19 protein-coding genes and 2 pseudogenes are annotated in these 22,779 nt (G+C 51.9%); 9 read left to right on the top strand and 12 right to left on the bottom strand.

The genetic code is table 11. From position 1 onward, the window contains the following. Positions 1-29 precede the first annotated feature (29 nt). The 4 genes from ACOZ4H_RS09550 to ACOZ4H_RS09535 all read left to right on the top strand — a co-directional run bounded on the left by ACOZ4H_RS09550 (position 30) and on the right by ACOZ4H_RS09535 (position 4,374). Positions 30-593: a hypothetical protein gene (locus tag ACOZ4H_RS09550; protein WP_424329056.1), complete on the top strand. Its 564-nt coding sequence runs from the start codon at positions 30-32 to the stop codon at positions 591-593. A gap of 252 nt (positions 594-845) precedes the next feature. Next, on the top strand, positions 846-1,721 hold the full coding sequence (locus ACOZ4H_RS09545) for a hypothetical protein (RefSeq protein WP_424329054.1): 876 nt from the start codon (positions 846-848) through the stop codon (positions 1,719-1,721). 240 nt (positions 1,722-1,961) lie between these two features. Beyond that, the gene (locus ACOZ4H_RS09540; protein ID WP_424329053.1) at positions 1,962-3,104 is read left to right on the top strand and encodes a signal peptidase I; all 1,143 of its coding nucleotides are present in this window, start codon (positions 1,962-1,964) and stop codon (positions 3,102-3,104) included. An 85-nt stretch (positions 3,105-3,189) separates the two neighbouring features. Then, positions 3,190-4,374 (top strand): DUF5305 domain-containing protein, encoded by a 1,185-nt coding sequence (locus tag ACOZ4H_RS09535; protein ID WP_424329052.1) that lies wholly within the window; start codon positions 3,190-3,192, stop codon positions 4,372-4,374. Between the two features lie 272 nt (positions 4,375-4,646). Here the strand turns inward: ACOZ4H_RS09535 and ACOZ4H_RS09530 are convergent, their stop codons facing one another. Next, entirely contained in the window at positions 4,647-5,441 is a 795-nt protein-coding gene (locus ACOZ4H_RS09530; RefSeq protein WP_424329050.1) for a hypothetical protein, read from the bottom strand. Positions 5,442-5,583: 142 nt separating this feature from the next. Between ACOZ4H_RS09530 and ACOZ4H_RS09525 the strand changes: the two genes are divergently transcribed. After that, positions 5,584-6,150: a hypothetical protein gene (locus tag ACOZ4H_RS09525; RefSeq protein ID WP_424329049.1), complete on the top strand. Its 567-nt coding sequence runs from the start codon at positions 5,584-5,586 to the stop codon at positions 6,148-6,150. 50 nt (positions 6,151-6,200) lie between these two features. On the opposite strand, the gene ACOZ4H_RS09520 is transcribed toward ACOZ4H_RS09525, so the two are convergent. From ACOZ4H_RS09520 to ACOZ4H_RS09510, 3 genes are all read right to left on the bottom strand, one after another. Then, positions 6,201-6,488, bottom strand: a complete 288-nt coding sequence (locus ACOZ4H_RS09520; protein ID WP_424329048.1) for a hypothetical protein — start codon at positions 6,486-6,488, stop codon at positions 6,201-6,203. Positions 6,489-6,592: 104 nt separating this feature from the next. Next, positions 6,593-7,102, bottom strand: coding sequence for a metal-dependent hydrolase (locus ACOZ4H_RS09515; protein WP_424329047.1), 510 nt, complete (start codon positions 7,100-7,102; stop codon positions 6,593-6,595). A gap of 241 nt (positions 7,103-7,343) precedes the next feature. Then, positions 7,344-8,561, bottom strand: coding sequence for an orc1/cdc6 family replication initiation protein (locus ACOZ4H_RS09510; protein ID WP_424329046.1), 1,218 nt, complete (start codon positions 8,559-8,561; stop codon positions 7,344-7,346). A gap of 1,005 nt (positions 8,562-9,566) precedes the next feature. Between ACOZ4H_RS09510 and ACOZ4H_RS09505 the strand changes: the two genes are divergently transcribed. Then, complete coding sequence (locus ACOZ4H_RS09505; RefSeq protein ID WP_424329044.1) at positions 9,567-9,794, top strand: hypothetical protein; 228 nt, start codon at positions 9,567-9,569, stop codon at positions 9,792-9,794. A 116-nt stretch (positions 9,795-9,910) separates the two neighbouring features. On the opposite strand, the gene ACOZ4H_RS09500 is transcribed toward ACOZ4H_RS09505, so the two are convergent. After that, positions 9,911-10,810: an alkaline phosphatase family protein gene (locus ACOZ4H_RS09500; RefSeq protein WP_424329042.1), complete on the bottom strand. Its 900-nt coding sequence runs from the start codon at positions 10,808-10,810 to the stop codon at positions 9,911-9,913. 654 nt (positions 10,811-11,464) lie between these two features. Between ACOZ4H_RS09500 and ACOZ4H_RS09495 the strand changes: the two are divergent. After that, positions 11,465-12,204, top strand: a pseudogene (locus ACOZ4H_RS09495) (IS701 family transposase); the annotation flags it as partial. A 20-nt stretch (positions 12,205-12,224) separates the two neighbouring features. On the opposite strand, the gene ACOZ4H_RS09490 reads toward ACOZ4H_RS09495, so the two are convergent. From ACOZ4H_RS09490 to ACOZ4H_RS09470, 5 genes are all read right to left on the bottom strand, one after another. Beyond that, entirely contained in the window at positions 12,225-13,652 is a 1,428-nt protein-coding gene (locus tag ACOZ4H_RS09490) for a flippase (protein ID WP_424329041.1), read from the bottom strand. Further along, entirely contained in the window at positions 13,649-14,707 is a 1,059-nt protein-coding gene (locus tag ACOZ4H_RS09485; RefSeq protein ID WP_424329040.1) for a glycosyltransferase family 4 protein, read from the bottom strand. Before ACOZ4H_RS09485 ends, ACOZ4H_RS09490 begins: the two co-directional genes overlap by 4 nt. Then, on the bottom strand, positions 14,707-16,137 hold the full coding sequence (locus tag ACOZ4H_RS09480; RefSeq protein ID WP_424329039.1) for a sulfatase-like hydrolase/transferase: 1,431 nt from the start codon (positions 16,135-16,137) through the stop codon (positions 14,707-14,709). Before ACOZ4H_RS09480 ends, ACOZ4H_RS09485 begins: the two co-directional genes overlap by 1 nt. Continuing rightward, entirely contained in the window at positions 16,134-17,705 is a 1,572-nt protein-coding gene (locus ACOZ4H_RS09475) for a hypothetical protein (RefSeq protein ID WP_424329038.1), read from the bottom strand. The genes ACOZ4H_RS09480 and ACOZ4H_RS09475 overlap by 4 nt, the downstream gene beginning before the upstream one ends. Before the next feature lie 173 nt (positions 17,706-17,878). Then, positions 17,879-19,030, bottom strand: a complete 1,152-nt coding sequence (locus ACOZ4H_RS09470; protein WP_424329037.1) for a glycosyltransferase — start codon at positions 19,028-19,030, stop codon at positions 17,879-17,881. A 125-nt stretch (positions 19,031-19,155) separates the two neighbouring features. Here ACOZ4H_RS09470 and ACOZ4H_RS09465 point away from each other — a divergent pair, with 125 nt between their 5' ends. Then, positions 19,156-20,295, top strand: coding sequence for a glycosyltransferase family 4 protein (locus ACOZ4H_RS09465; protein WP_424329036.1), 1,140 nt, complete (start codon positions 19,156-19,158; stop codon positions 20,293-20,295). A gap of 156 nt (positions 20,296-20,451) precedes the next feature. Here the strand turns inward: ACOZ4H_RS09465 and ACOZ4H_RS09460 are convergent, their stop codons facing one another. Both ACOZ4H_RS09460 and ACOZ4H_RS09455 read right to left on the bottom strand, forming a co-directional pair. After that, positions 20,452-21,093, bottom strand: coding sequence for a hypothetical protein (locus tag ACOZ4H_RS09460; RefSeq protein ID WP_424329035.1), 642 nt, complete (start codon positions 21,091-21,093; stop codon positions 20,452-20,454). Between the two features lie 19 nt (positions 21,094-21,112). Continuing rightward, a pseudogene (locus ACOZ4H_RS09455) lies at positions 21,113-21,421 on the bottom strand (minichromosome maintenance protein MCM); the annotation flags it as partial. Between the two features lie 13 nt (positions 21,422-21,434). On the opposite strand from ACOZ4H_RS09455, the gene ACOZ4H_RS09450 reads away from it, so the two are divergent. Then, complete coding sequence (locus ACOZ4H_RS09450) at positions 21,435-22,742, top strand: acetamidase/formamidase family protein (protein ID WP_424329034.1); 1,308 nt, start codon at positions 21,435-21,437, stop codon at positions 22,740-22,742. Positions 22,743-22,779: the final 37 nt, after the last annotated feature.

Here is a 22,779-nt window from a genome sequence, read left to right as displayed (position 1 = left end):
ATCCCCGGCTCCACACTTAATTTCAAATAATGAAAAGAAGAGAATTACTCCTTGTTTTGGGTACGATGACGGGATCTAGTGGAGCTCTAATGGGTTCTGGAGCCTTCTCAAGCACCGCAGCCGGTCGTTCGGTTACGGTCAGCGTAGCTGGTGATATGGAAGCATATCTTGGTATTGATGAACTGGGTTCGGGAGGGAGAAGCACGATCGATAATAACACGCTCGAACTCTATTTCCCTTCACTTAGTGAAACCAGTTCAAGAACAGGAGGCGACCCAGACCTCGGTCTTGGTACAGACTCAGTATATTACTTTGATAAAGATGCTGAAGAAGGAATAAATGGGGTCAATGGACTTATACAACTCACTAACCGGAGTGCAAATCCAATAAAAATTTACACCAAGGAGGATCCGGATAACAGTGTAAATATTGAATTATACGATGTGTCAGATGTGAATAGAACCCCCTTAAGCGATGATCCTCCAGAGTTAGCGGTCGGTTCCAATATTCGGCTCGGAGTCAAAATAGATACGTCCGGAGTGGAGCCAGATAGTTTGAATGAGACATTGACAATTATTGCTAACTCAGTCTGACAGAGGTGGGGCGCCATCAATATCACACCCATCCGGTATACTTACGCTTCGACTCCGCCGGTGAATCTCGGTTCCGAGGGAGAACTAATTCATGATGAATAGATCGACGATTTCCAACATAGAAACGTGATCACTCCCGGGTTCCGCTGCTTCGGTGGTGAAGACGCTCTTTGACCACAGTTCAAACACCGGAATACAATACCTATACAGCGGCTACCGGAGTTAACGAGCGGCTTGGCCGCGACAATACTGATGAACAGGACGGCACCCCTCGTCGTGATTGCCCTCGTCACAGCCGTGCTGCTCGTTCCGACCGGCGCGGTGCCGTTCGGAACCGACGCGGTGAACAAGGACCTGGTCATGGCGCCCGCCGAGGGACCCAACGGTGACTACGCTATCCTGAACGAGGACGAGGAGATCGAGTTGCTCCTGACCGGCGCGAACCCATCGGTCGACGGTGACGGCCTTGACGCGAACGCCATTACGCCGCTGTCCAGGGTGTTCACGATCACCTACACCGGCGATGGGACCGCAGAGGTCTGGCTGACCGACGACAGCGAAGACGTGCGGTTCTACCGCGGCGACGATACCGACGACTCGCTCGAAGGGGAAGACAATAGTGTCACGCTTGAACCGAGTGAGTCCCTCGCAGTCGGCTTGCTGGTTGACACGCGTGGCGACCACGACGTCGAAAGCGCAGATACGTTCACCATCCACGCCGAGGAATCGGGAACCGGCGACGATGACGACAGCGACACCGATGATGCCGGTGACAATGACGATGGTGACGACGACGATGCCAGTGCCGATGCCGACAGTGACGCTGATGATGCCGGCGATGGCGAGGACGACACCCGAATCGAGACGCCTACGCCAGATCCGTCGACCGAGACTGATGAAGAGGCGTCGCCGTCCGTCGGACAGGGCGAGGCCGACGGGACCCCGACGCCGACTGAGACGGTTGAGCCCGGAGGCGGAGCGCCGCCGGACAGCGGTGGCGGACCACCACCAGACGACAGTGACGGGCCGGCCAAGCTCGGTGGTATCGGGCTCGGCGCGCTGCTGACAATCACTGCGATCATGATTGCCCTCCCCAGTAGCCTCGCGGTGTATCGCTGGTACAGTTAATTGTTGGGACCATTTCGAACTTAGCGTCGCCGCAACGGTGCTGTTTCTGGCCTTCCCGCTACGAAGTTCCCGCTGCCCCTATCGACGGCGGCAACGTATTGGAACCCTCTGTTCATCTGCTGGGCCACGCTCTTGGGTTCATCGGAAGCTACGCCATGACCGTCGTGGAAGCGGCACTGCTTCAGGGAGTGAGTGTCAGGCCGGTACTTATTTGCCAAATGAGACGTTGATAGTTCAACGATGGGCCTACGGAGGGGTGGCGAAGTAGTTCTAGAGGCGGCATTGATAGTGTTCCTCGTCTCGATGATACTCGGGCAGGTGCTTGGACAGCCAGTGTTGCTCGGGTTCGTCACCTCCGGCAGCATGGCGCCGACAATAGAGACCGGTGATGGGTTCGTCGCGATTCCGGCCGCCCTTGCCGGCCCCGTTGAAGAGGGCGACGTGGTGACGTTCCGCGCCGAAGAGATACAGGGCGGTGGGCTGACGACCCACCGCATCGTTGAGGAGACCGATCGGGGGTACATAACAAAGGGTGACGCCAATCCGTTCACCGACCAGGACGGCGATGAGCCGCCGGTCAAGGAGACACAGATAGTCGCCATCGTTTGGCAACCCGGCGGGACCGTGGTAACCGTACCTGGCGTCGGGGCCGTCGTCACGGGAACCCAGTCCACGCTTCAGGGGATACAGCGACAGATCGCCGCCTTGGTCGGCGCGCGCTCGCTGCTGGGCACGCAGGGGCTCGCATACTTTGTGGTGGCCCTTTCGGTGGTCGCGTACGTCGCTGACATACTGCTGAGCGACGACAGGAAACGGAAACGGGAGCCCGAGCGATCGACTGGTACGAACGTCCGACTCATCGTCGCTGTCTTTGCCGGGGCGATAGTGTTGTCGGCGACGGCCGCAATGGTAGGGCCGGCGGGGCCACAGGAGTTCGGCGTCGTCAGCGCCGAGAGCGACTCGCCCGGCCCCCGGGTCATCGAGCAAGGGACAAGCGAATCCGTCCAGTATATCACGCCCAACGACGGGTTCGTCCCAGTAGTCCGGTACGTCGAGCCCGCGACTGAGGGTGTCGAGATCGAGCCCCGAGAGGCTGTCGTGCCCGCTCGCTCGTCAGTCAACGGGACGTTGACGCTGACCGCCCCGCCTGAGACAGGGTACTACCGGTACTACGTGGTCGAACACCGGTATCTGCTCGTTCTCCCGCAGTCGACTATCGAAACGCTCCATGCGGTCCACCCGTGGCTGCCCATCGTTGTCATCGATGGGCTGCTGGGCGGGTCGTTCTACCTGCTCTGGGTAGTCATGGTTGATAACGGACGCGTCCGTCGACGGACGCGCGACGGGCCGTCACGGTTAGACCGGATACTGTCACGAATATGACTAGAATGCTGACAAATGGTTATGATTCCAAAACTGCCAGATTCGAAGGATTGGGTGGGGAGTCGGACAGAGGTGGATGGCATAGATGAGTGAGCGCCGGACGAGAGCCCGCATCCTGCTAACGGACAATTTCGAACTGGTCGTACTCGCACTCCTAGTGGTGGCCGGCATCGGTGCGTTCGTGACCTACACGACACACATCGAGCCTGGGACGACCACCGAAGAGCGGCAGGTGTCCTCGTGGGAATCCACCGGGGAGTTCTTCCACCGGGCGACTGTCCAGAACGACACCGAGGTGTACGCACAGGGGACGGTGCTACACAACCAGTCAGTGTATTTCCAGCAACTGACTCCGGAGCTCGACGGCGTTTTCGCCTATGAGTACACCGCCAGTGACGGAGGTAACCTTTCCGTCGAGACGGATATTACCCTCCGCTTGCAGTCCGTCCAGGCCGATACCGAAGGGAACGGCACGGTCTATTGGGAGACTCAGGACCGGCTGGCCGCCGACACCGAGGCGGGCGTCGGGCCTGGTGGGCGCGTCAGTGTCCCGTTCCGCGTGAACGTGACCGACGCCGGCCGGCGGTTGGCGGCTATCGACGAGCAGTTCGGCGGGACGCCCGGGGAGAAACAGGCGCTCCTCGTCGCCGAGGTGACCGTCTCAGGTACCCGGAACGGCTCGCCAGTCGACCGGACACGGACGTACCAACTCCCCCTAAACAGTCAGGGGTCGGTCTACCGGGTCGACGACCCCGGTGCCGTGGTCGCGTCGGATAGCCGAACCGATCAGGTGAGTGTCCCGGCAGAGTACGGGCCGCTCCGGTTGGCCGGCGGCCCCTTCCTGTTCCTGCTCGGACTCACCGGCCTGAGTGCGGTCGGCTACTACCACCGAAACGCGCCGCCACTCACTGAGACCGAGCGGACCTGGTACGACCACCGACAGACACGGGCGGAGTTCGACGAGTGGATTACGACCGGGCGGGTGCCAGAGGAACTGTCCGAGCGCCCGGTCGTAACCACGGCATCCCTGTCGGGCCTGGTTGACGTAGCAATCGACACTGGCGAGCGCGTCATCGAGGACGAGGACCGGAGCGCGTATTTCGTCCTCGGGGAAAGCCAATGGTACCGCTACGAGATGCCGCCCCAGCCGGAGCGGAGTGACGAGCAGTCATCAAAAGACGATGATAATTCCGGATCTCAGACAGATGAAGACGACGGCGAGACGCCGTCGGACATACTCGACGCCAGCGCGCCGACCCGCGACCGCTGACATACCGTGTGGGGTATTTTTGCGCTGATGAAGGCTTCAATCACAGTTCCCACCGTGTCGCCATAGCTGTGAAATCAACCGTCTTCGAACCCGTCGCCGCCCGAAGCGGCCCGTACACAGTCACCTCTACACTGAACAGTCGCAGCCCGCAAAAGGCACGTCCCCCTCTCAAGGTCGCCGATGGATGTGAGCGAATTCACCGGCAGGCGGGTGTCACGGACGTTGTCGCGGATCCGTGGTAACAGAATCAGTCAGTGCCAGGGACATGCATATCAGATTACAACCGTGGTGTCGGTGAGAAATTCCCGCTTCGCTCGTTTGGCCTCCGGCCCTTGCGAAACGAGACCAGGTTCTGCTGCGGTGTCATCGAACCGGTCCGGATCCGGCGAGATGGAGTCGAGTATCTCCGCGAATGTTGCTCCCTGTCTTCCAGTGATGTGGACGAACCCCCCGCGCTGACGCTGCTTAACCGGGATCGCATCTGGGTCCGGGAACGCTTCGCGGATACAACTGACGTTCTTGCGAAGATAGTCCGAAGCGTTGTGCTGTGAGTACTGGCAGTCAGCGTATAATTGCTCTTTCTCGTCCTCGTTGAGGTCAGATTCGACATGCTTAGAGGACTCGTACCGAACTCCCGCAGAGCAGATCTCGCCCGTGAGAAAGCTGAGGTTGATAGTGAGACAGTCCGGATATCGCAGAATCAGTAAAAAGAAAATTTGCTCGTCAACGGTGTAGCGTTCCTGCAGGCGATAATAACACTCCAGATAATACGCCGCGAGCGCACCGATCCAGTCATCACGCTCGCCGTCGAGATACGCGGTTGCGACATCGTAGTAGTTCTCACCAGCGACCTGCTGTAAGCGGTGCTCGAAACTCTGTCTCATTTCGTCCAGTTCGTCCTCGTACACTTCGGTTAGCGGCACGTCTGGGTCATCCAGTAACTTGCTCTTTCGCTCGCCGGCAGCCGCAATTCGCATCATATTCTCGTGGACGGACCGTTCTGTCTCCACATCTGTGAGCGGAATTCGAACTGCCTGTCGGCGCAGGATTTCCGACCCGGACTCCATACGCTCCCGCCAGTCAGTCATGAACTTATGGCTGCGTGCTCGCAAGTATTAATCATTCGAAATCACGTGTTGAAGACTTGCAAGAGGTAGCAAACATCCAGAAGAGGTTTACAATCGCAATTAAAATCGCAAAGATGCTACTATGCCCTCCAAGCAAGCCGTTAGTAGCCTCGGGAGTCTACTCGCCGTATTCGGACTCTCCGGGGTCGCAACAGCACAGTCAACAGTCCCGGGTGGGACCGCCAGCCCGGCCTTCGGAGTCGTGCTCCGGTTCGGTATCGGGTTCGTCATTCTCGCAGTATTAGGAGCTGCCGCTGCCGCTATCGGACCGAAGTACACGACCAACGCCGTCCGGGAGATCCAGGATGACCCCGGCGCTGCCATCGGCTGGGGGATTCTCGTCGGCATCCTGCTCCCCATCGGGCTGGTACTGCTCGCATTGACGGTTATCGGCGCGCTGATCTCGATTCCCGGGTTGCTCCTTATCGGCGTGCTCGGCATCGTCGGCACCGGCATTACTGCCGTCTGGATCGGTAACTCGGTTATCGGAGATGACGGCACCGTCAGCGCAACGGACGGCGTCGCCGGCGGACTGCTACTGGCCGTCCCCTTCGCAATCCCAGTCGTCGGTGGCTTCCTCCTCAACCTCATAACGCTCGTCGGCCTGGGTGTGGTCGGACGTGGACTGTACGAGGATTGGAAAGACTGAGCGACCAATTGTCCTCCTCTAAGTGACGGTCCCGGAGTTAGCTAGCGGATTCAGCCAGCACCGGGACAGCCGAGTTCGTACGGGTCGTCGTACACGTCTGGCGGAATCGAGATAGCGGTCGGTCCACCGTACTCACTGTACTGGACCGTGAGCGTCGCGGTTGCAGTCGCGCCACGCTGTGAGATTTTTATCTCGAGTTCCGACTTTACCGGTCGGTTCGTGTCTGGATCAAGCCACAGTCGCGCTGTCGCGTTCTCAAGCGACCCACGGTTTAGATCCATGTCGCCAGCCTGTCGGCGATCCATGAGCGACTCGATGGTCTCGGCGCTCGGGGACACGCCGTGACGAGGACAGTCCGGTTGCCATCGAGTGTCTCATTGCCCCGCCAGTAAACATTCGAGCGTTCGAAGAGCGTAGGGCTACGTACGGACTACTGCAGTTACTATTCAAGATGGGTTTTTAGATCCACTGCCAGAATATACGCTGCCAGCGCAAGGATAGCTACTGAAAACCCGGTCCAGAGGTGTAGATTCATCGCGCCCTCGCCGACCCACTGCGGGACTGCCGGGCGCACAACGGGCGGCTGGAGCGGCCAGAGCAAGTCCGACGACACGTACGGGTTCGGGTGAAGGAGTTGCTGATTGTCGGCCACCAGATGTGAGAGATGCGCGAACGCAAACGCGGCCCCGAGTCTGGTCCGGTCCGTTCGGACTGCATACGCGATGACGGCAATCGAGAGCGGGACGGCGAACGGGAGCGAGTGCATGAACACCCGCCCGGAGGGGATGAGATGGAGTTCGTACGCTAACGGTTTGTCGATGAGATCCGGAAACTGACTCCCGAAAAACGTGACTGCGACTAGCTGGAGTGATGGGAGTTGTTTGTCCCGGAGAAGTGCGTATACTGCCACGGGGAGAAGGGCGAGGATGAAATGCTCGATGGGGAGGACCATTCTCTGACTCGGTAGTGTACTACGTTGATGTGTGAGGAAATACCTTGTGCGAAACTGCGTATCCCACTTGGGGTAGATGCATAACTGGCCCGCATCTTTCACAATCACACCCCACTGTGTCCAGTGTCCCTGAGGAGGCTGTCGCTTTGGTTGTGTTGTAACGGCCCTGATGACTGCCCCTCCCACCCCAGTGTGTCCAGTGTCTTTGGTAGCAGTTGGACGACATCGTGTCGAGGACAGCTCAGCAACTCCGATCAAGACGCTGCTGTACTTCGTCCGTAACGCCGACAATATCCACCGTTTCGCTGAGTGCCTCGATAAGGAGGTCAGGATTCGTATCAAGAGCGTACTCGTAGTAGCGGCCTCCAACTTCGCCTTTATTTTTCTCGACCCGACTGGCGATCCCCAGCATGGCGAGTTCGTTCAGGTGATCCCGCATCCGCCGAGGGACGAGTGCATCTGTCGCCGCCCGGTCGCAGATGACTTCGTACCGCTCTTGGATCGTTCGCGCCCGAGCTGGCGTATCTCCTTCCTCGTGGAGCATCATGAGGGCATACAGCACCAGATGACCATGTTGGGTAAGTCCGGCAACGCCCTCAGTGATACGACTGCGTTCAAGCGCGGTTCGTGCAGAATCCACATGAGCCTCGGTGAGTTTCGTGGCGTTTTTTTCAACCGCAATGTCACCCGCTTCCATCAGTAGATCAAGGCTCTGGCGGGCGTCGCCAGCGTCTTTCGCGCCGAAGGCGGCACACTTTGCGATTACTTCCTGTGGGACAACGCCATCATAAAAAGCAATCTCAGCACGCTGACGAAGGATGTCTCGAAGTTCGTTCGCGTCGTATGCGGGAAACTGAAGTTCCTTTTCACAGAGGCTTGATTGGACCTTCGAACTGAGTCGTTCGCGATATTTAAAATCGTTTGAGATTCCGATGATACCGACTCTACACTCGGTAAGATTACCATTCGCTCGTGCACGGGGAATCTGATATAAAATTGAGTCATCCTCAATATGGTCAACCTCGTCAAAAACGATGACGATTGTCCCCCCAATCGAATCGAGTTCGTCCCAGAGCCACTCGTTTACTTGTCGCCGCGGGTACCCGGTCGGCTTTAGCTGGTCCGTGGGTTCACGTAGTTCATTCACTAACTGTATCGCAACCTGGTAGCTCGTACTCAGATCTTCACAGTTCGTTCGAATTGTTGTAACATCAATGTCGTGTTCGGCTGCATCCGACTTGAGCTCATCAAGAAGATAGCGTGTGCATGCGGTCTTGCCAACACCGGCTTTTCCGTATAGAAAGATGTTCGACGGTTGATCGCCGTTGATAACCGGCTGCAACGCGGCGATGTACTGCTGTAGCTCTTCGTCACGTCCCACTATCTCCTCAGGCTGGTAATCTTCACGAAGTGCATCACGGTTCTGGAAAATGTCCGTGTCTGGTTCAAACAACCCCATGTGTTTCTTTGTCGACACCATGACGGGACAGTATTTAAAAGCACTGTGTCTTCTGTGTCTACTGACTTCAAATCACCACCCCATCATGTCCAGTGTCGTAGGATCTGATCAGGGTCTCATCAGCGCATAGCGTGAGTGTCTTGGGCAGCTGATACACGTGGCTTGATGTGCACAATAGTACCGTGGGTTCGGTAACGACGTGTATGCGCCTCTCCGTCAGTCAATGTGACCGCGGACAGACCAGCGAAGACACTGGACATACTGGGGTGGGAGAGCAGTGTTACTGCTAAGGAACTCCATTCAGCCACTAAGAGATACGCCGGATTGGCTCGTGCCGAGCAAAGGCACGTTGCCAGCAGAAGTAGCCTTTCGGGTTATAACCCAGATGACTGCCTCGAGCAGGCAATCCATCCAACTGCGTCTGAGCGCGTTTCTGCTCCGATCCGACGCCTGAAACCCTCATTTTCGGCCGTGTAGAGCGATTTTTGTGCCGGAGGCGGAAAAGGAACCCAATTAATTGCCTCCCAGAATATTTCGATTGAGCAGGTCGAATTCGAGGCTGAGATAAATCACCCAGATGAATGCCCGCACCGAATCTTCGAGGCAATCATCTGGGACTGCTGATTTGTGCGTTCTTTATGTCTGCCAGAGTTTAATCCAGATATCTTCTTTTCGAAGGAACAGGCTGCCAGGCAATCTTTATATACGATCTTTTGATCAAAAAACCGGGTTATTCTTCTCTTGTGATTGATAGATGATCTGGCATAACCGATTACGAGTCCATCACAATGGAACATCGAGTTGACGAACTGGCGACTTGCACAGGACGCTAGTGCAACCTAATAGGAGATTCTGAGCATCTGAATTCTCTCCTGACACAACCGAGACAACGTATCACCGAACATCTAGCGCAACATCAGAACTACGGGGTACCCATCGGGTAGTCCATTTTGTGTTCGGGGCTTTCGACGCTGCTTTGTTGGGTTTTCCCTTGGCTTCGCTCCAATGGTTCCCTCTTCTATCTACCGTCTCTGTGTTTATATCTGGGCGTACAACCGGGACTACTGCGAGCCCAATCTAGCCGACAACGACTCACTGGACGACACCGATTACAATCACATCGACTTCGGGAAGCGCGAAATCCGCATCAAGTCCGCGAAGGCAAATGCGGGCGACGAGAGCTCCATCCGATACGTCTACTACTACGAGCTGCCTGATGCGCGAGTGGGTTGAGAAGTAACGCCAATCGTACGCGCCGGTAGCCGACTCCGAGTACCTCTTTCTCGCTCAGCAAAAGCCGAATTAGCAGATATCAGTATATAGGAGACCACCAACGGATAATATCTATCCTATATATAACCTAAATCCTCAAGTTGTTCCCGAGTTGTATCACTCATAGCCTTTGATTCTTCACCTGCTCTCTCTAATGTGTTTTTTTCAAGCCAGTCAGATACGTCAAATACAGAATTGGGTAATGAGGCTTCAAAGTTCGTTGAAACTATTGCACGCATACTATGTGTGCCAGGATCAGTATCTTCTGTTATACAATTTGTCTGCATTCCATGGTCTGATAGGATCACCAATCGGTCAGCCTCCTCTTCTAGTTGGCCAATTTGCTCATCAACCCATTTGTAAGCTTTCCGTAGTTCATCTTCACTTTTGGAGAAAGTATGGCCTGCAGTATCAAGCATATGGCAATGAGCTCCAACGATAGGCACATCAAACTCTGAAGCACCTTCTAAATACGCGAGAGAACGTGCGCAGTTTCCTTTCATGTTCCCCCAGAGTTCCGCATACCCGAGGTTCTCTCCTACGACAGATTCTGTAGTCCACTTAACAGCATCTACTACGGTTTCTGCGGGTGTTATTCCCGGCCACCAAGCTACTAGTCCTTCTTCAAAAACATGAGGAAGATCAGTTTGGGGGTATCCGGCATTTGAGAAGTTATGGGCAAACCTCCCCAGCCATTCCCGCCAATCATCCGGAAGCACAGTTGCAATTTCAGAGGCAAAGTTCACTAAAGGATTATGCCACTCCATGCTAGGCCCCATAATTGCGTTATGATCCTCTGGACCGACTCCGGTAGCCATTGTAGCCCATACCTCAACTGTACTGGGATGATTATACGTGTGACAATAAGTTTCGAGCTTTGTGTTATTATCTAATAAAATATTCTCGCAGTCCCATCGTTTCAGAAGGTCATGATCTGCAGCATCGAGAGCCAATACAGTCAGTGTTTCTTGAGCCATAGTTTAGGTATCCTATTTTAGGGGGTTAAACCCATTGCCAGTATCGCCGAACACAACTATTCTACCAGTGATAGGTGACCCTATATTGATTTTTCGCTATTGTATAGTTCTAACCAGTTAGTAGGATACGTTTTTGAGGATGATCTTGAGCTGACTGGTTGAACGCGAGATAGCACGGGTAAATCGATCATAAACAATTTCATAGCATCAAAAATGAGATTGAGTCCAAAGGTGTACCAGCGGTCATTAGTAGTGTTTTGCGGAATATAAATATTCAATACCTCACAAAGCAGCCTCTGCAAACCCAATCTGTCGTCACACCCTATGTGATTCCCTGAATTTAGAAACAGGCCGCGCAATCCTAGCGTGTATCTCGCCGACAGAATGTATCGGAGTACAGTGCCTCATGAGACCAAATCGGTAAGAATAATACACCTCTCTAATCTAATATCTAATGGATTATTTTCCGGTTTTGATATATAGTGATAGGGTGATATGACGTAGGCAGTAGCAACGACAGATGATGCCGATTACGGACTTCTGTTCTACACTCATATATACAAGAGTTAGACTCACTGTCACTAGCACAGCGCCGTCGCGCGAAAATCTTATCACCGATTTTCGCCCCCTATCCATAACAGGACGAAGATAATCAAGTACGATCTCACGGGCAAGATCGTTACCGAACTCGAAGAGGACGTAGTGTGCTTACGGACAACTATCTCTTCGACTCGTGGTTCGTCCATGATTCCGGCCTTCCTAAACACATCGAATCCTACGGCAAGGACGGGGTCGGCCCACTCCTGCACAGCCGGCAGGTGACCCATGTCGGAGAAGAGATCCGCGTCAATACGTTTGCCAAGCTCATCGACAAACCGAGTGTACCATCGGGGACAAAACTCACCAGATCTGTACAAAAAAGCTTCCGCTCTCCCAACTGGGGGACGAGAAGCCGGTAATCGCTGAGAAAGAGACTGACGAAGATGAGGAAAAGCCTGTCAAGTACCTCGCTACGAACAAAGATCGACGCACCGACCGAGCACGTGAGTCGCTTCTACAGGATGTGGCACATTGAAGCGTTCTTCGAGAACTCAAAGCAGGGTTTCGACTTGAGAGACAGTGAGATGTAGACCGGCGAAGGTGCTAGTCGCCACTGGCACCTTCTGAGGGCTCGCTACAGTCTCGTCGTTTTAATCCAGAATCGTGTGCCTTTGGGACAATTCGCTCGAAAGTATCATCCCTTCGAGCGAAGCTCAAAATTCCCTGAAAGAAGCCATGTACAATCTTCTCTCGAAGGTTCAAGACAACAATGATTCCGGTGATCCTGACGTCGGGGATCTTATGAAAGAAATTACTACTTCTTCGTTCACTCAACAACTGACGCTAACGTATAGAGTGTAGAGATATTCCTACATTATATAATTTCTCTTATGGCTTCTAGTTCAAACTTTGAAACAGATTTCATTAAAGTGACTATCGAAAAAGCCAATATCGAAATGGAGTACGCTTGCCAGTTCGGTATGTAGAGTGAGAGTGCAAACCAAATTCCAAACCCTACTATAAGTGGAAGAGTCATACTCTTACTAAATATCGATGCCCCCATCTCTCTAAACAGATAGTAGTATAATATAATATTCATCACTAAATATGTTAGTACTGAAGCCACAGCTGCCCCAACAATTCCGAATTGCGGTACTAATGCGATATTCAGAGCGGTATTCAGTAATAGAACGATCAGTCCGCTATAAAGCACGATTCGTGTTCGACCAATTGCTATCAGGCCCCCCTTATTCACACCAAATATTGTGTGTGTGAAGAAACCAATAGCTATAATTGGTAGTACCCCTCCTGCTGTCAAATATTCCTCGCTATAAAACACGTTAATGAGGCGAGTTGGGAAAGATATCATAAGCAATACTAGTGGAAATGAAAGGATTGCCATCCATTTTGTCGATGATTCATAGATGGCATTCCACCGTTTACTATTATTTGACTCAAATTCTTTAGAGAGGAGAGGTAGTATAATAAAACTGGCTGACGCTGGGGCTAATTCCAGCACTTTAGCTAATGTGAATGCAGAACTATAAACACCCACAGAGGAAGATCCAGAAAAATATGTTATCACATAATTGTCTATTTGCTGTATTAATATCCATACTGCATCAGACAACAATAATGGAACTGAAAACACAAATAAGCGGCGAGTAAGTGTCCAGTTCAGATCCCGTGTGAATATTTTACCAGCTTTCCACCGCATCACCATTATTGTCGTTATAGCAGATAATATCATAATCATCACCCAAAATATAGAAAATAGATGGTGATCAATTCCAGAAAGGTAAGCAAATGCTGCCAATAGTACTGGAGTGAATTTCATCAAAAAGTTCTTTGTTATAACTCGACCCGGCGGCCATTCCAGTGCTTGGAATAGACCGTCACCAAGCTCAACTAACACTACAAAAGGAATAGCCGCCAAAAATGTACCATATATGATTGAATGTTTTTGTATTCCAAGAAATGTAGTTATCGAGTCGAGACCAAAAAGAACTAACATTGTTCCGACAACTGCCGTGGTGATCGACATCAGAGCAGTAGCTGAGAACAATTGATCGTGATTTGTGTGGATTGCACCTTCACGAGCGATAGCCCGGGGAAATCCTAATAAGAAAAATATGGATACTAGATTAACAGTTGTAATTGATAAAACCATAATCCCATATATTGATGTATTATAGGTATTTGCTAAAAGGATATGTAGGAAAAATGTGCTTCCCATACCAAGGATATTACCAAGTAATATAAGCGTGGATTTGCGAATGATTGTTTGATTGGTGTCTGTCATATATTATGATAAAGAGAGGAATATTCACGAGACATCCTCTGTATAGAAAATTTGCTTTTTACCTCCTCACGAGCACGTTTTCCAATATTCAGGCGGATATCGGGGTCATCAATAATATCCTTGATTACAGCCCGTATCTCAGAGGATCCGTCAACAATATATCCAGTAATAGTCGGAGTAAGAATCTCCCTAACAACAGGATGATCAATTGCAATAACAGGAAGACCATAGGACATTGCTTCTACCATACTCATTCCGAATCCTTCGAATTTACCCGTGGGAAATAAAAAGGCATCTGCACACTCGTAGTAGGGAGATACATCTTTGACAAACCCTTCAAAAATAATTCCAGAAGTTTGATTAAATCTCTCCTCTAATTCCGACCGAAGTTCTCCGTCACCAATCACCCGTAATTGAGCGTTTTCCTTAGAAACCATCTTGAATGCTTCTAAGAAGGGAATTATTCCTCGTCCCTCAACTAACCGACTAACCATTAGGAATTCAACCTTACTATTGGAGTGAAAATCGTATTTCCTCATTTCTGGTATCGGGACTCCATTATGAATTACAGTAGGTTCCGTAGTCTTGAAAACATCTACAAAGGTTTCCCGAACATGGTTTGACACACAAACAATTTCATCATATGGTCTAAATATACGCTGGAATATATTTTGTTCAACAGGATTTGGTTGATGACGAACGACATGCTGAGTAAAAACCGCATTAGATATGTTTTTACGAGCGATCAGACTCCCAATAAGACTTGCTGGATAACCATGGGCATGCACGACGTCTGGATTAAGTTGTTCAACAGTTTTAATTATTCCTCTATAATTTGCTATTGAAGATAATGCCTCCTGGACTATATTTTTGTTATCGCGTATTCCTGCTATTACAGAACCGTTCACTGATCGAGACGAAAGATATTCCGACACACTAGCACCGAGATGGAGAGAGAGATACTGCTGCTCAAAGTGTTCATTCCCCTCCAAATAGCAGAGGAGATTTACTACCCCACTTACACTATGTTCATCAATAATGTGCAAAACTTCCATTATAGATATCCGAGTTCCTCTAGGCGATCTTTGGTAGAATCACTAACTTCTGAAAGTCCGCTGCCCCCGATATTCACTCCAACCGATTCTACATGTTCTTCAAATGTTTTTCTCGAAGGGGTACTGAAATTCTCAGAGATAGTCTCAACTAACCTCCGCTCGTACTTTGGCCCATATATATCCGTCGTCTTCTTCAACTTTTCACGATCTTCGGTGTACTTCACGAATTCCTCACCTAGCAGGTATTCAGGATCCTCACAATAGTAGTCTGCATGTTCCCTGTCGGGTGTTACTAAACCCATAGAAAAAGCATAAATTTGCTCATCAGTGTATATATTTGGCCGAATTGACCCATTATTAACAGCATCTGAGATCATTTCTGGTATTTTTATCAAGCTAATTATGTCATCTATCCTTTTCTCCCTCTTGTCCCCAGGTATGTCTACAATCAATGGGACGTGTAAAAGTTCCTCAATCATACTGACACCGTGCGCGGCGATCTTCTTTCCTCCTCGGACATTACTAGTTTCGCCAAAGCATTCTCCATGGTCACTAGTTATAATTACAATCGTTTCTTCGGTTATATCCCTATTATCTAACTCAGAATATAAGTAATTGAGTGCTGCGTCCATTTGACGGATTGATCCATCATATAGTGACTCTAAAGCGCTGAGCTTCCACCAAGGTTCTGAACCCGAGTAGAATTGCCACTTATGATCTGTTAAATAGTTTTGTATTTTTCGAGAATTTTTATCTGACCAAATATCATATTCAGAATCCGGTGTATATGGCAAATGTGCGTCCATAAGATTTAGGCAAGCTGCCCAGTCACCCTTCTGGTGATCAATCCAATCAAGTAATAGTTCAACGTAATCATGGGCAGATCCAGTTGGGGCTAAATCATCGGGCAATAGTCTAGGATAATCAAGACTAAGCTTCTTCGACAATCCGTTAATCAGTGCCCGTACCGGTGAATTACTTTGTAAGGACTCGTTGAAATATTGGAGTTGGCCATTTATTCCTGGATCAAGTGTTAATTGATCAGGTGATAAGGCCTCGGCAAATGGATATAGAGTATTGGCATCGATGATTTCTGAGAACGGGTCTTTAAGACCTACATCCATTGTTGTAAGCCATGAGTTCCCAGAGACAACGGCTGTTGAATGACCATTATCCGAAAGATCAGAGAAGATATTGGATTGGGGATCCAGTTTATCATCAATGTCAAAAACACCATGTTCTGGAGGGTAGTAACCAGAAAACATACTGGAGTGGCTAGGAAGACTCCAGTTTCCTGGCGCTCTTGCCTCAGTATACGTTATTGAACGGCTCGTAAGTGCATCTAAGAATGGGGTTGTATCTCTATTATAACCATGAATGGAGGTGTTCTTGGCTCGAACGCTGTCGAGAACTACTAAGAGGACGTTCAATTTTCACTCACCATTGTTACCTGCCCGTTGGAATAGATTCGGGATTTACTCATAGTGTTATTCTTATATCGTTTCTCCCCGATAGGCCTTCGCATAAACTCTGGTACATAAAACCCAGTTGTTGCCATATCCTCATAATAAACTACAGCACTGACTTCCTCTGGATAAGTACCATTGTACAAATGGCGGATGATATTCTCCTCTCGATTTGGCTTTGTCGGATAGCGATAATCATAGTATCCGGCTGCAATCTGTTGCGACCCAAATTTCATATCACCAAATATTGTCCCCTGCTGATATTTAGAATTCCAGTCGGCAGCAGTAACACTACCATCTTGATAAGTTTGAACATCAAGTCTAGTGCTCTGTGCAAGCAATATAAATGAGGAAAAGGAAGCGATTAATAAAACAACTATGATGGCGCAGTTTAAAAACCTTCCATATCTCCAGTTTTGCTGAAATAGGCCTCTATAACCGATAGCTGCCCCGATAACCAAGACAGGGAACGCAATAACATATACCCGAGAAGCAAGCCACACTACACCAGTGAATAAGTGTAATAATGAGATAATAAATGCAGATGCACCAAATGAAAATACCACTAGTTCCTTGTTTTCGAATTCTCTGAACAATGCCTTGATACTAACTTGAAGGCCTCCTCGAATACCTAGAAGAAATAGAAGCGGTACCGCGATTAAGCCATAAGGACGACTTCCCATTGCTGTAGAGGGCAATTGAGCTCCCGATCCCTGTAGCGGGATGATAAACGACAAGTTCACTAACCCAATGAGAACTTTCTCAGCAGCAACCTGATATCCAGGTAAGGTGACTAATATGTGAAGAAAGAGTACTGTAGTTGTTGTTAAAAATGCGCGATATGGAGGGGTATTCCTTCCCCTCAATTTTGATAATAGGATATATGATGATAATGCTAAGGGTAAAAAGAGAGCCAATCTTGGATATAGATATATTATATAGGTCTCAAGTAGCGGTAAAATAATGATCATAACTAGAGAGAATTTCTTCTCTTCTATTCTAGTTCTAAGGAGAAGAATAAACACGCCCATCAATACTATTGAGTATTTGAAGGGAGAAATACCAAGTGCACCAATCGGCCCTAAATTCGGGCCTACTGTGCCGATAGCCGCAAAAATTGCTGCTATCCATTTTGTCTGAAAGTGTTTTATGATAACGAAATAAAAAAGGAATATCACAACATATCCAGGGATATGAGAGTGAATTACGGACAGAGAGAGCCCAGATACTTCTGAAAGGATGTAAAGCGAGATCGGCACAATAGGTGTTTTCGCGCGTGTGGACAGCTTAGTCCATGAATTAATAAATGAATCGGTAAACGTAGACTTTAATACGTTTTGTGAAACATGCCCTGTTTCAGCTATCAGTTGGGCATCTACAATATCTGCATAGAAGAATACATTTCGGTATGACGAGGTGGGTGCAAAATATGTAACTATGAAGTATGGTGAAACAAGGAGAACTAAAATAATTGAAATGCGGATTTTTGCAGACCTACGCATAGTTCCGTGGATATCAATCCATTCTATCACTGCTTCTTAGTGGTTGCGGTTACATAAATCAATTTCCGCAGATTTTGCGCGCGAGAGAATCTGTTGAGTCCCTTTCTGTGTGTCATCAACTCAGGCTACAAGATATGTCATCACACCTAATTATATTTTATCTTCTATATAGCCCCGTAAGAATGTATTCACGAGTCGATATTTTAGTGACAGAGTTCTAAATACATCTGCTCAAGGTGTTCAGCACTTGAACGCCACGAGTATTCGTTCTCACAGAGCGCGCGAGCACTATCGGAATTGAACTCTAGTGTCAACAAATGTTCAATTGTGGTGGCTAGCTCTGTCGGGTCGTCCTGTGGCACAATCTCACCAATCTCATTATCGCGCACCGCATCGGAGACACCAACAACATCGGTCGTGACAACAGGCGTTCCAGCGGCCAGCGCCTCTAGAAGAACCAGACCGAATCCTTCTTGATCCGATGATAGTGAGGGAAGGGCGAACAGATCCGCTTCTGAGTAATAGGCGACGAGGTCATTATCCTCGACGTATCCCAAGAAAGTGACGTGGTCTTCAACGCCGAGCATCTTAGCCTGCTGCTCGTACTGTGACCGTGCCTCTCCGTCGCCACCGACAAGCAGGTGCGGAACGGTCTCACTTCGGTCATTCAGAATAGAAATAGCCTCCAACAATACATCTAATCCTTTGTAGCCGTGATGGCCGTCAAGAACACTGAGGAAGAACACGTTCGGTCGGCTGGCGTCAAAACCTAACCGATTACGCTCGGCCTTGTCAATAGTGGCTGGTCGAAATCGGTTGACATCAACCCCGTTTGGGACAACCTCAATTTTGTCCTGATGCGGGCCGAGATGCGGTGAATCATCATAGTAATCCGGTTGAGTAATAACGACAGTATCTACCAACTGCAGGGTGGCCCGTAGCATCGTTTGGTTGTACAGTCGAGCGACGTAGTTTGCGAACCCCTCGCCGATAATGTCGTTATGGTAGGTCAACACAACTGGCGTTCCGGTGGCAACCCCAACCAACGCGCTGAGATCGGCACTCCATGGTGTCGGAAGATGTGTATGGATAACGTCGACAGTTTGAGCCTGTCGGTACAGCTCCATCGGTAATGCTGGTGTGATGTTCGTATTGGCTATGCTGCCGATACTAGTGAACCGGTGGACATCAATATCATCGATCTGCTCGTGGTGGTCTGTTTCCGGATTGACCTTCGCACAGACGACACTAACATCATGCCCCAGCTCAATGAGCTTTTTCGAGAGGTCATGAACGTACGTCTCAACTCCACCGATATGAGGATAAAACCGTACAGGCGTTTGCAGGACATGCATTATAGGGAACTTCGTGAGCAAGCAAGTAATAATGATTCGGTGCAGACAGATGTTCGACCTATGGATTTCGATAATGTCATACTGAACCGTAAGTCAATTATCAAGCAGTTGAATCTACATAAGTGATGCGTGTGGCTTTCGTGTCGAACGTCGTCTACCCGTTCGTCACTGGCGGGGCCGAGAAGCGAATTCACGAAATCGGTACCCGACTCGCCGACGCGGGCCACGGCATCACCATCTATGGCCGCCACTTCTGGGACGGACCAGAGGAGACCACCCACGAGGGAATGACGCTGCGGGCAGTCGCCCCCGAAGCCAACCTCTACGACGGAGATCGACGTTCTATCACGGAAGCCATAGACTTCGTGGTCCGTGCACTCCCACCGCTCCGCAGACACCTCCGCCGCGACGAACACGACGTTGTCGTCGCCAGTGTCTTCCCGTACTTCCCGGTGCTCGCCACGAAACTCACGAGTCTTCGCACAGACACACCACTCGTGACAACGTGGCATGAGGTCTGGGGCGACTACTGGGAGGAGTACCTCGGTCACCTCGCCCCGTTCGGCAAGCTCAGCGAGCACGTCACCGCACGCACACCACAGCATCCGATAGCGATTTCGTCTATCACAGCTGACCGTCTCGCCGCTATCGGCCCCGCCCGGGAGACCATCGAAATTGTCCCGAATGGCATCGACATCGATCAGGTCAGAAGTGCCCCGTTCTCCGAACAGGGCTACGACGTACTCTTCGCTGGCAGGCTCATCGAACACAAGAATGTGAACGTGCTTCTAGAAGCCTTCGACGAAGTCACCGACGATCACGACGCCACACTGGGTATCGTCGGTGACGGTCCCGAACGCGAACGCCTTGAAAGAAAGCAGGAATCACTGACTCACGCCGACTGCGTCGAATTCCTTGGCTTCCTCGACGACTACGATGACGTTCTCGGTCACATGCGCGCTGCCGATGTCTTCGCTTCTCCGAGTACCCGCGAGGGGTTCGGCATCACGTTCGTCGAAGCGATGGCCGCAGACTGTACCGTCATCGCAGCCGACCATCCTGATTCGGCCGCAGACGAGGTCATCGACGACGCGGGCTTCCTCGTCGATCCCACGGTCGAGTCCCTGACGGAGACACTCGACGCCGCATTAGGTGGTGAACGTCCACCGACGAACCCCGTCGAACGAGCACAGCGATATGACTGGGACGCAGTAGCTGATCAAGCAGAAACGGCCTATCAGCGTGCCATCGACGGCTCGTGGTGATCAGTAGTTCATCGCATCGAACAGCCCCCGAGCAATCTCGTATGTTCCACTATCGAGCGGCCCATCCTCTGGATAATCCCGATCCACACACGCCCTTCAATACTACTGTGGACGACTTCTCCGTGATTCCGTCGAAACAGTAGCCTCTGCTCCAGACTACGATTTCCGCAGTTCGCCGTCTATCTCGTAGACCTGACCGCGCTGCTTCAGCGATTCGATGTCGCGCTCAACCTTCGTCTCGTCCATGTCGATGATGTCCATGACCTCTTCGACGGTCGTGCCGTTCTGGTCCTCGATGACGGCAAGAACCTGCTTTCGCCGGTCGCGCTGACTCTTGCTCTGCCCCGTCTCGACGACGTCCGCATCGAACTGCCCGTTCTCGGGTTCGATTCCGACCTGCTCCATCGACTTCCGAACCAGCGAGAGGGCACGGTCCACGTCCTCCCGCCGGACTTCGTCGGAGAGACGCACTCGTGCGGACGCCTCAGCGAGGCGCTCGATGGCTTCCTCCTGCCGGTAGGTCACCGGCACTGGGTTGTCCTCCTCGTCGGCGTTGGCGAGACGGAGCTTCAGGAACTCCTCACGGAGGTACTCGCGCGCCTCCGTTTCCGTCTTCCGCAGGTACGGCGTCACCTCCTCCTTCGCATAGGCGATGTACGCACGCAGTGTTTCGTGAGGGATCTCCGGCTCGATGCTCTTCCGCTCCTCCTCGGTGAGCTCCTTGCCGAGCTCCTTTTTTTGCCTCCGCTCGCCGGGACCGCATCTGGTGATTGACGGCCCTTCGGTCAGTCTCCTCATCGGGCGAGTCGGAGACCATGAACATCAGATCGAACCGCGACATCAGCGTTGGTCCGAGATCGAGTTGCTCAGCAATCGGCTCGTATTTATCGAACCGTCCGTATTTCGGATTCCCCGCCGCCAGCATTGCGGTGCGCGAGTTCAGCGTCGCGTTGATGCCCGCTTTGTTTACCCGGACCTTCTGACTCTCTAGGGCGTCGGGGAGTGACGAGACGGCGGTGTCGTTGATCTTGTCTATGTCCGCGGCATACTGATTCGAATACCAGGCTTGGCGATGACTGTCTTCACCCCACTCACTCGGCACTACGGTTATGTTACGGTAGCACATAACAGACACTGGTATGTCACAACAGAGCGTCCAGGAGGAGCTACACGTTGACCAGTACACACTCGGATTAGTGGGTCCCGATCAAGAGTGGGCTGGCACGGTCGCTGACGGTGGCCGAGTCACGACGTACACGCCACCGGGCTGTTGGGGGCCGATGATCACGCCCTCGTTCCGTGGCGGGCACGAAGTCACACGGCCGATCCGGGTCGAAGGGGCAAGCGTCGGCGACGCCGTGGCGATCCACATCCGCGACATTGAGGTGACGAGCATGGCGACGAGCACGGGGTCGATGGCCGAGCGCGCCGGGGCCTTCGAGGATGACCCGTTCGTCGATCATCGGTGTCCGGAGTGTGGGACGACGTGGCCCGATTCCGTCGTCGAGGGCACTGGTGAGGACGCCATCCGGTGTGCAGAGTGCGGTGCGAACGCCTCCTCGTTTGGTTTCGAGTACGGCTACACCGTCGCCTTCGACCACGAGAACGCTGTCGGGCTGACACTCGACAAGGACGGCGCACACGAGTTAGCGACAGACGCTGAGGAGGTGATGGACATCCCCGAGAACGCCCGGCAGCATCCGATCTTGCTGTACGAACCCGACGGGATGCCCGGGACGCTCGGCCGACTGCGGCCGTTCATCGGCAACATCGGCACGACGCCGCCCGTTACGATGCCGGATTCACATAACGCGGGGGACTTCGGACAGAGCCTCATCGGTGCCGACCACGACTACGGCGTCGAAACCGAGGCCGATCTGGAACAGCGGACCGACGGGCATATGGACATTCCGGAAGTACGCGAAGGCGCGACACTGATCTGTCCCGTCGCCATCGACGGCGGTGGCGTCTACGTCGGCGACCTGCACGCAAACCAAGGTGACGGGGAACTCTCGTTACACACGACTGACGTGAGCGGGACCGCCACGATGGATGTCGAGGTCATCGAGGGGCTCGAACTCGACGGTCCCATCCTGCTGCCCAACGAGGAGGATCTTCCGTTCATCAGCCAGCCCTACAGCGACGAAGAGCTTGAGGCCGGCCGCAACCTCGGTTCGGAACACGGCGTCGACGTACAGGAAGACATGGCACCGATCCAGGTGGTCGGCTCAGGTGCGACAGTCAACGACGCCACGCAGAACGCCTTCGACCGGGCGACGACGCTGCTGGACATGAGCGAAGGCGAAGTCCGGGCGCGCTGTACCTTTACCGGCGGCGTCCAGATCGGTCGGCTCCCCGGTGTCGTCCAGCTCGATATGCTCGCCCCGCTCGATATATTAGAGGATCGCGGCCTCGGCGGTGCCGTCCGGGAGCAGTACGGGTTGTAGATCATTTACGTCTTGAAGTGAGTTGAGTCGGAGCCTC

This window comes from Haloarcula amylolytica (assembly GCF_049705545.1).
Classification (GTDB): domain Archaea; phylum Halobacteriota; class Halobacteria; order Halobacteriales; family Haloarculaceae; genus Haloarcula; species Haloarcula amylolytica_B.
Note: the sequence above shows the minus strand (reverse complement) of the source record. Positions and strands in the feature narration are given on the sequence as shown.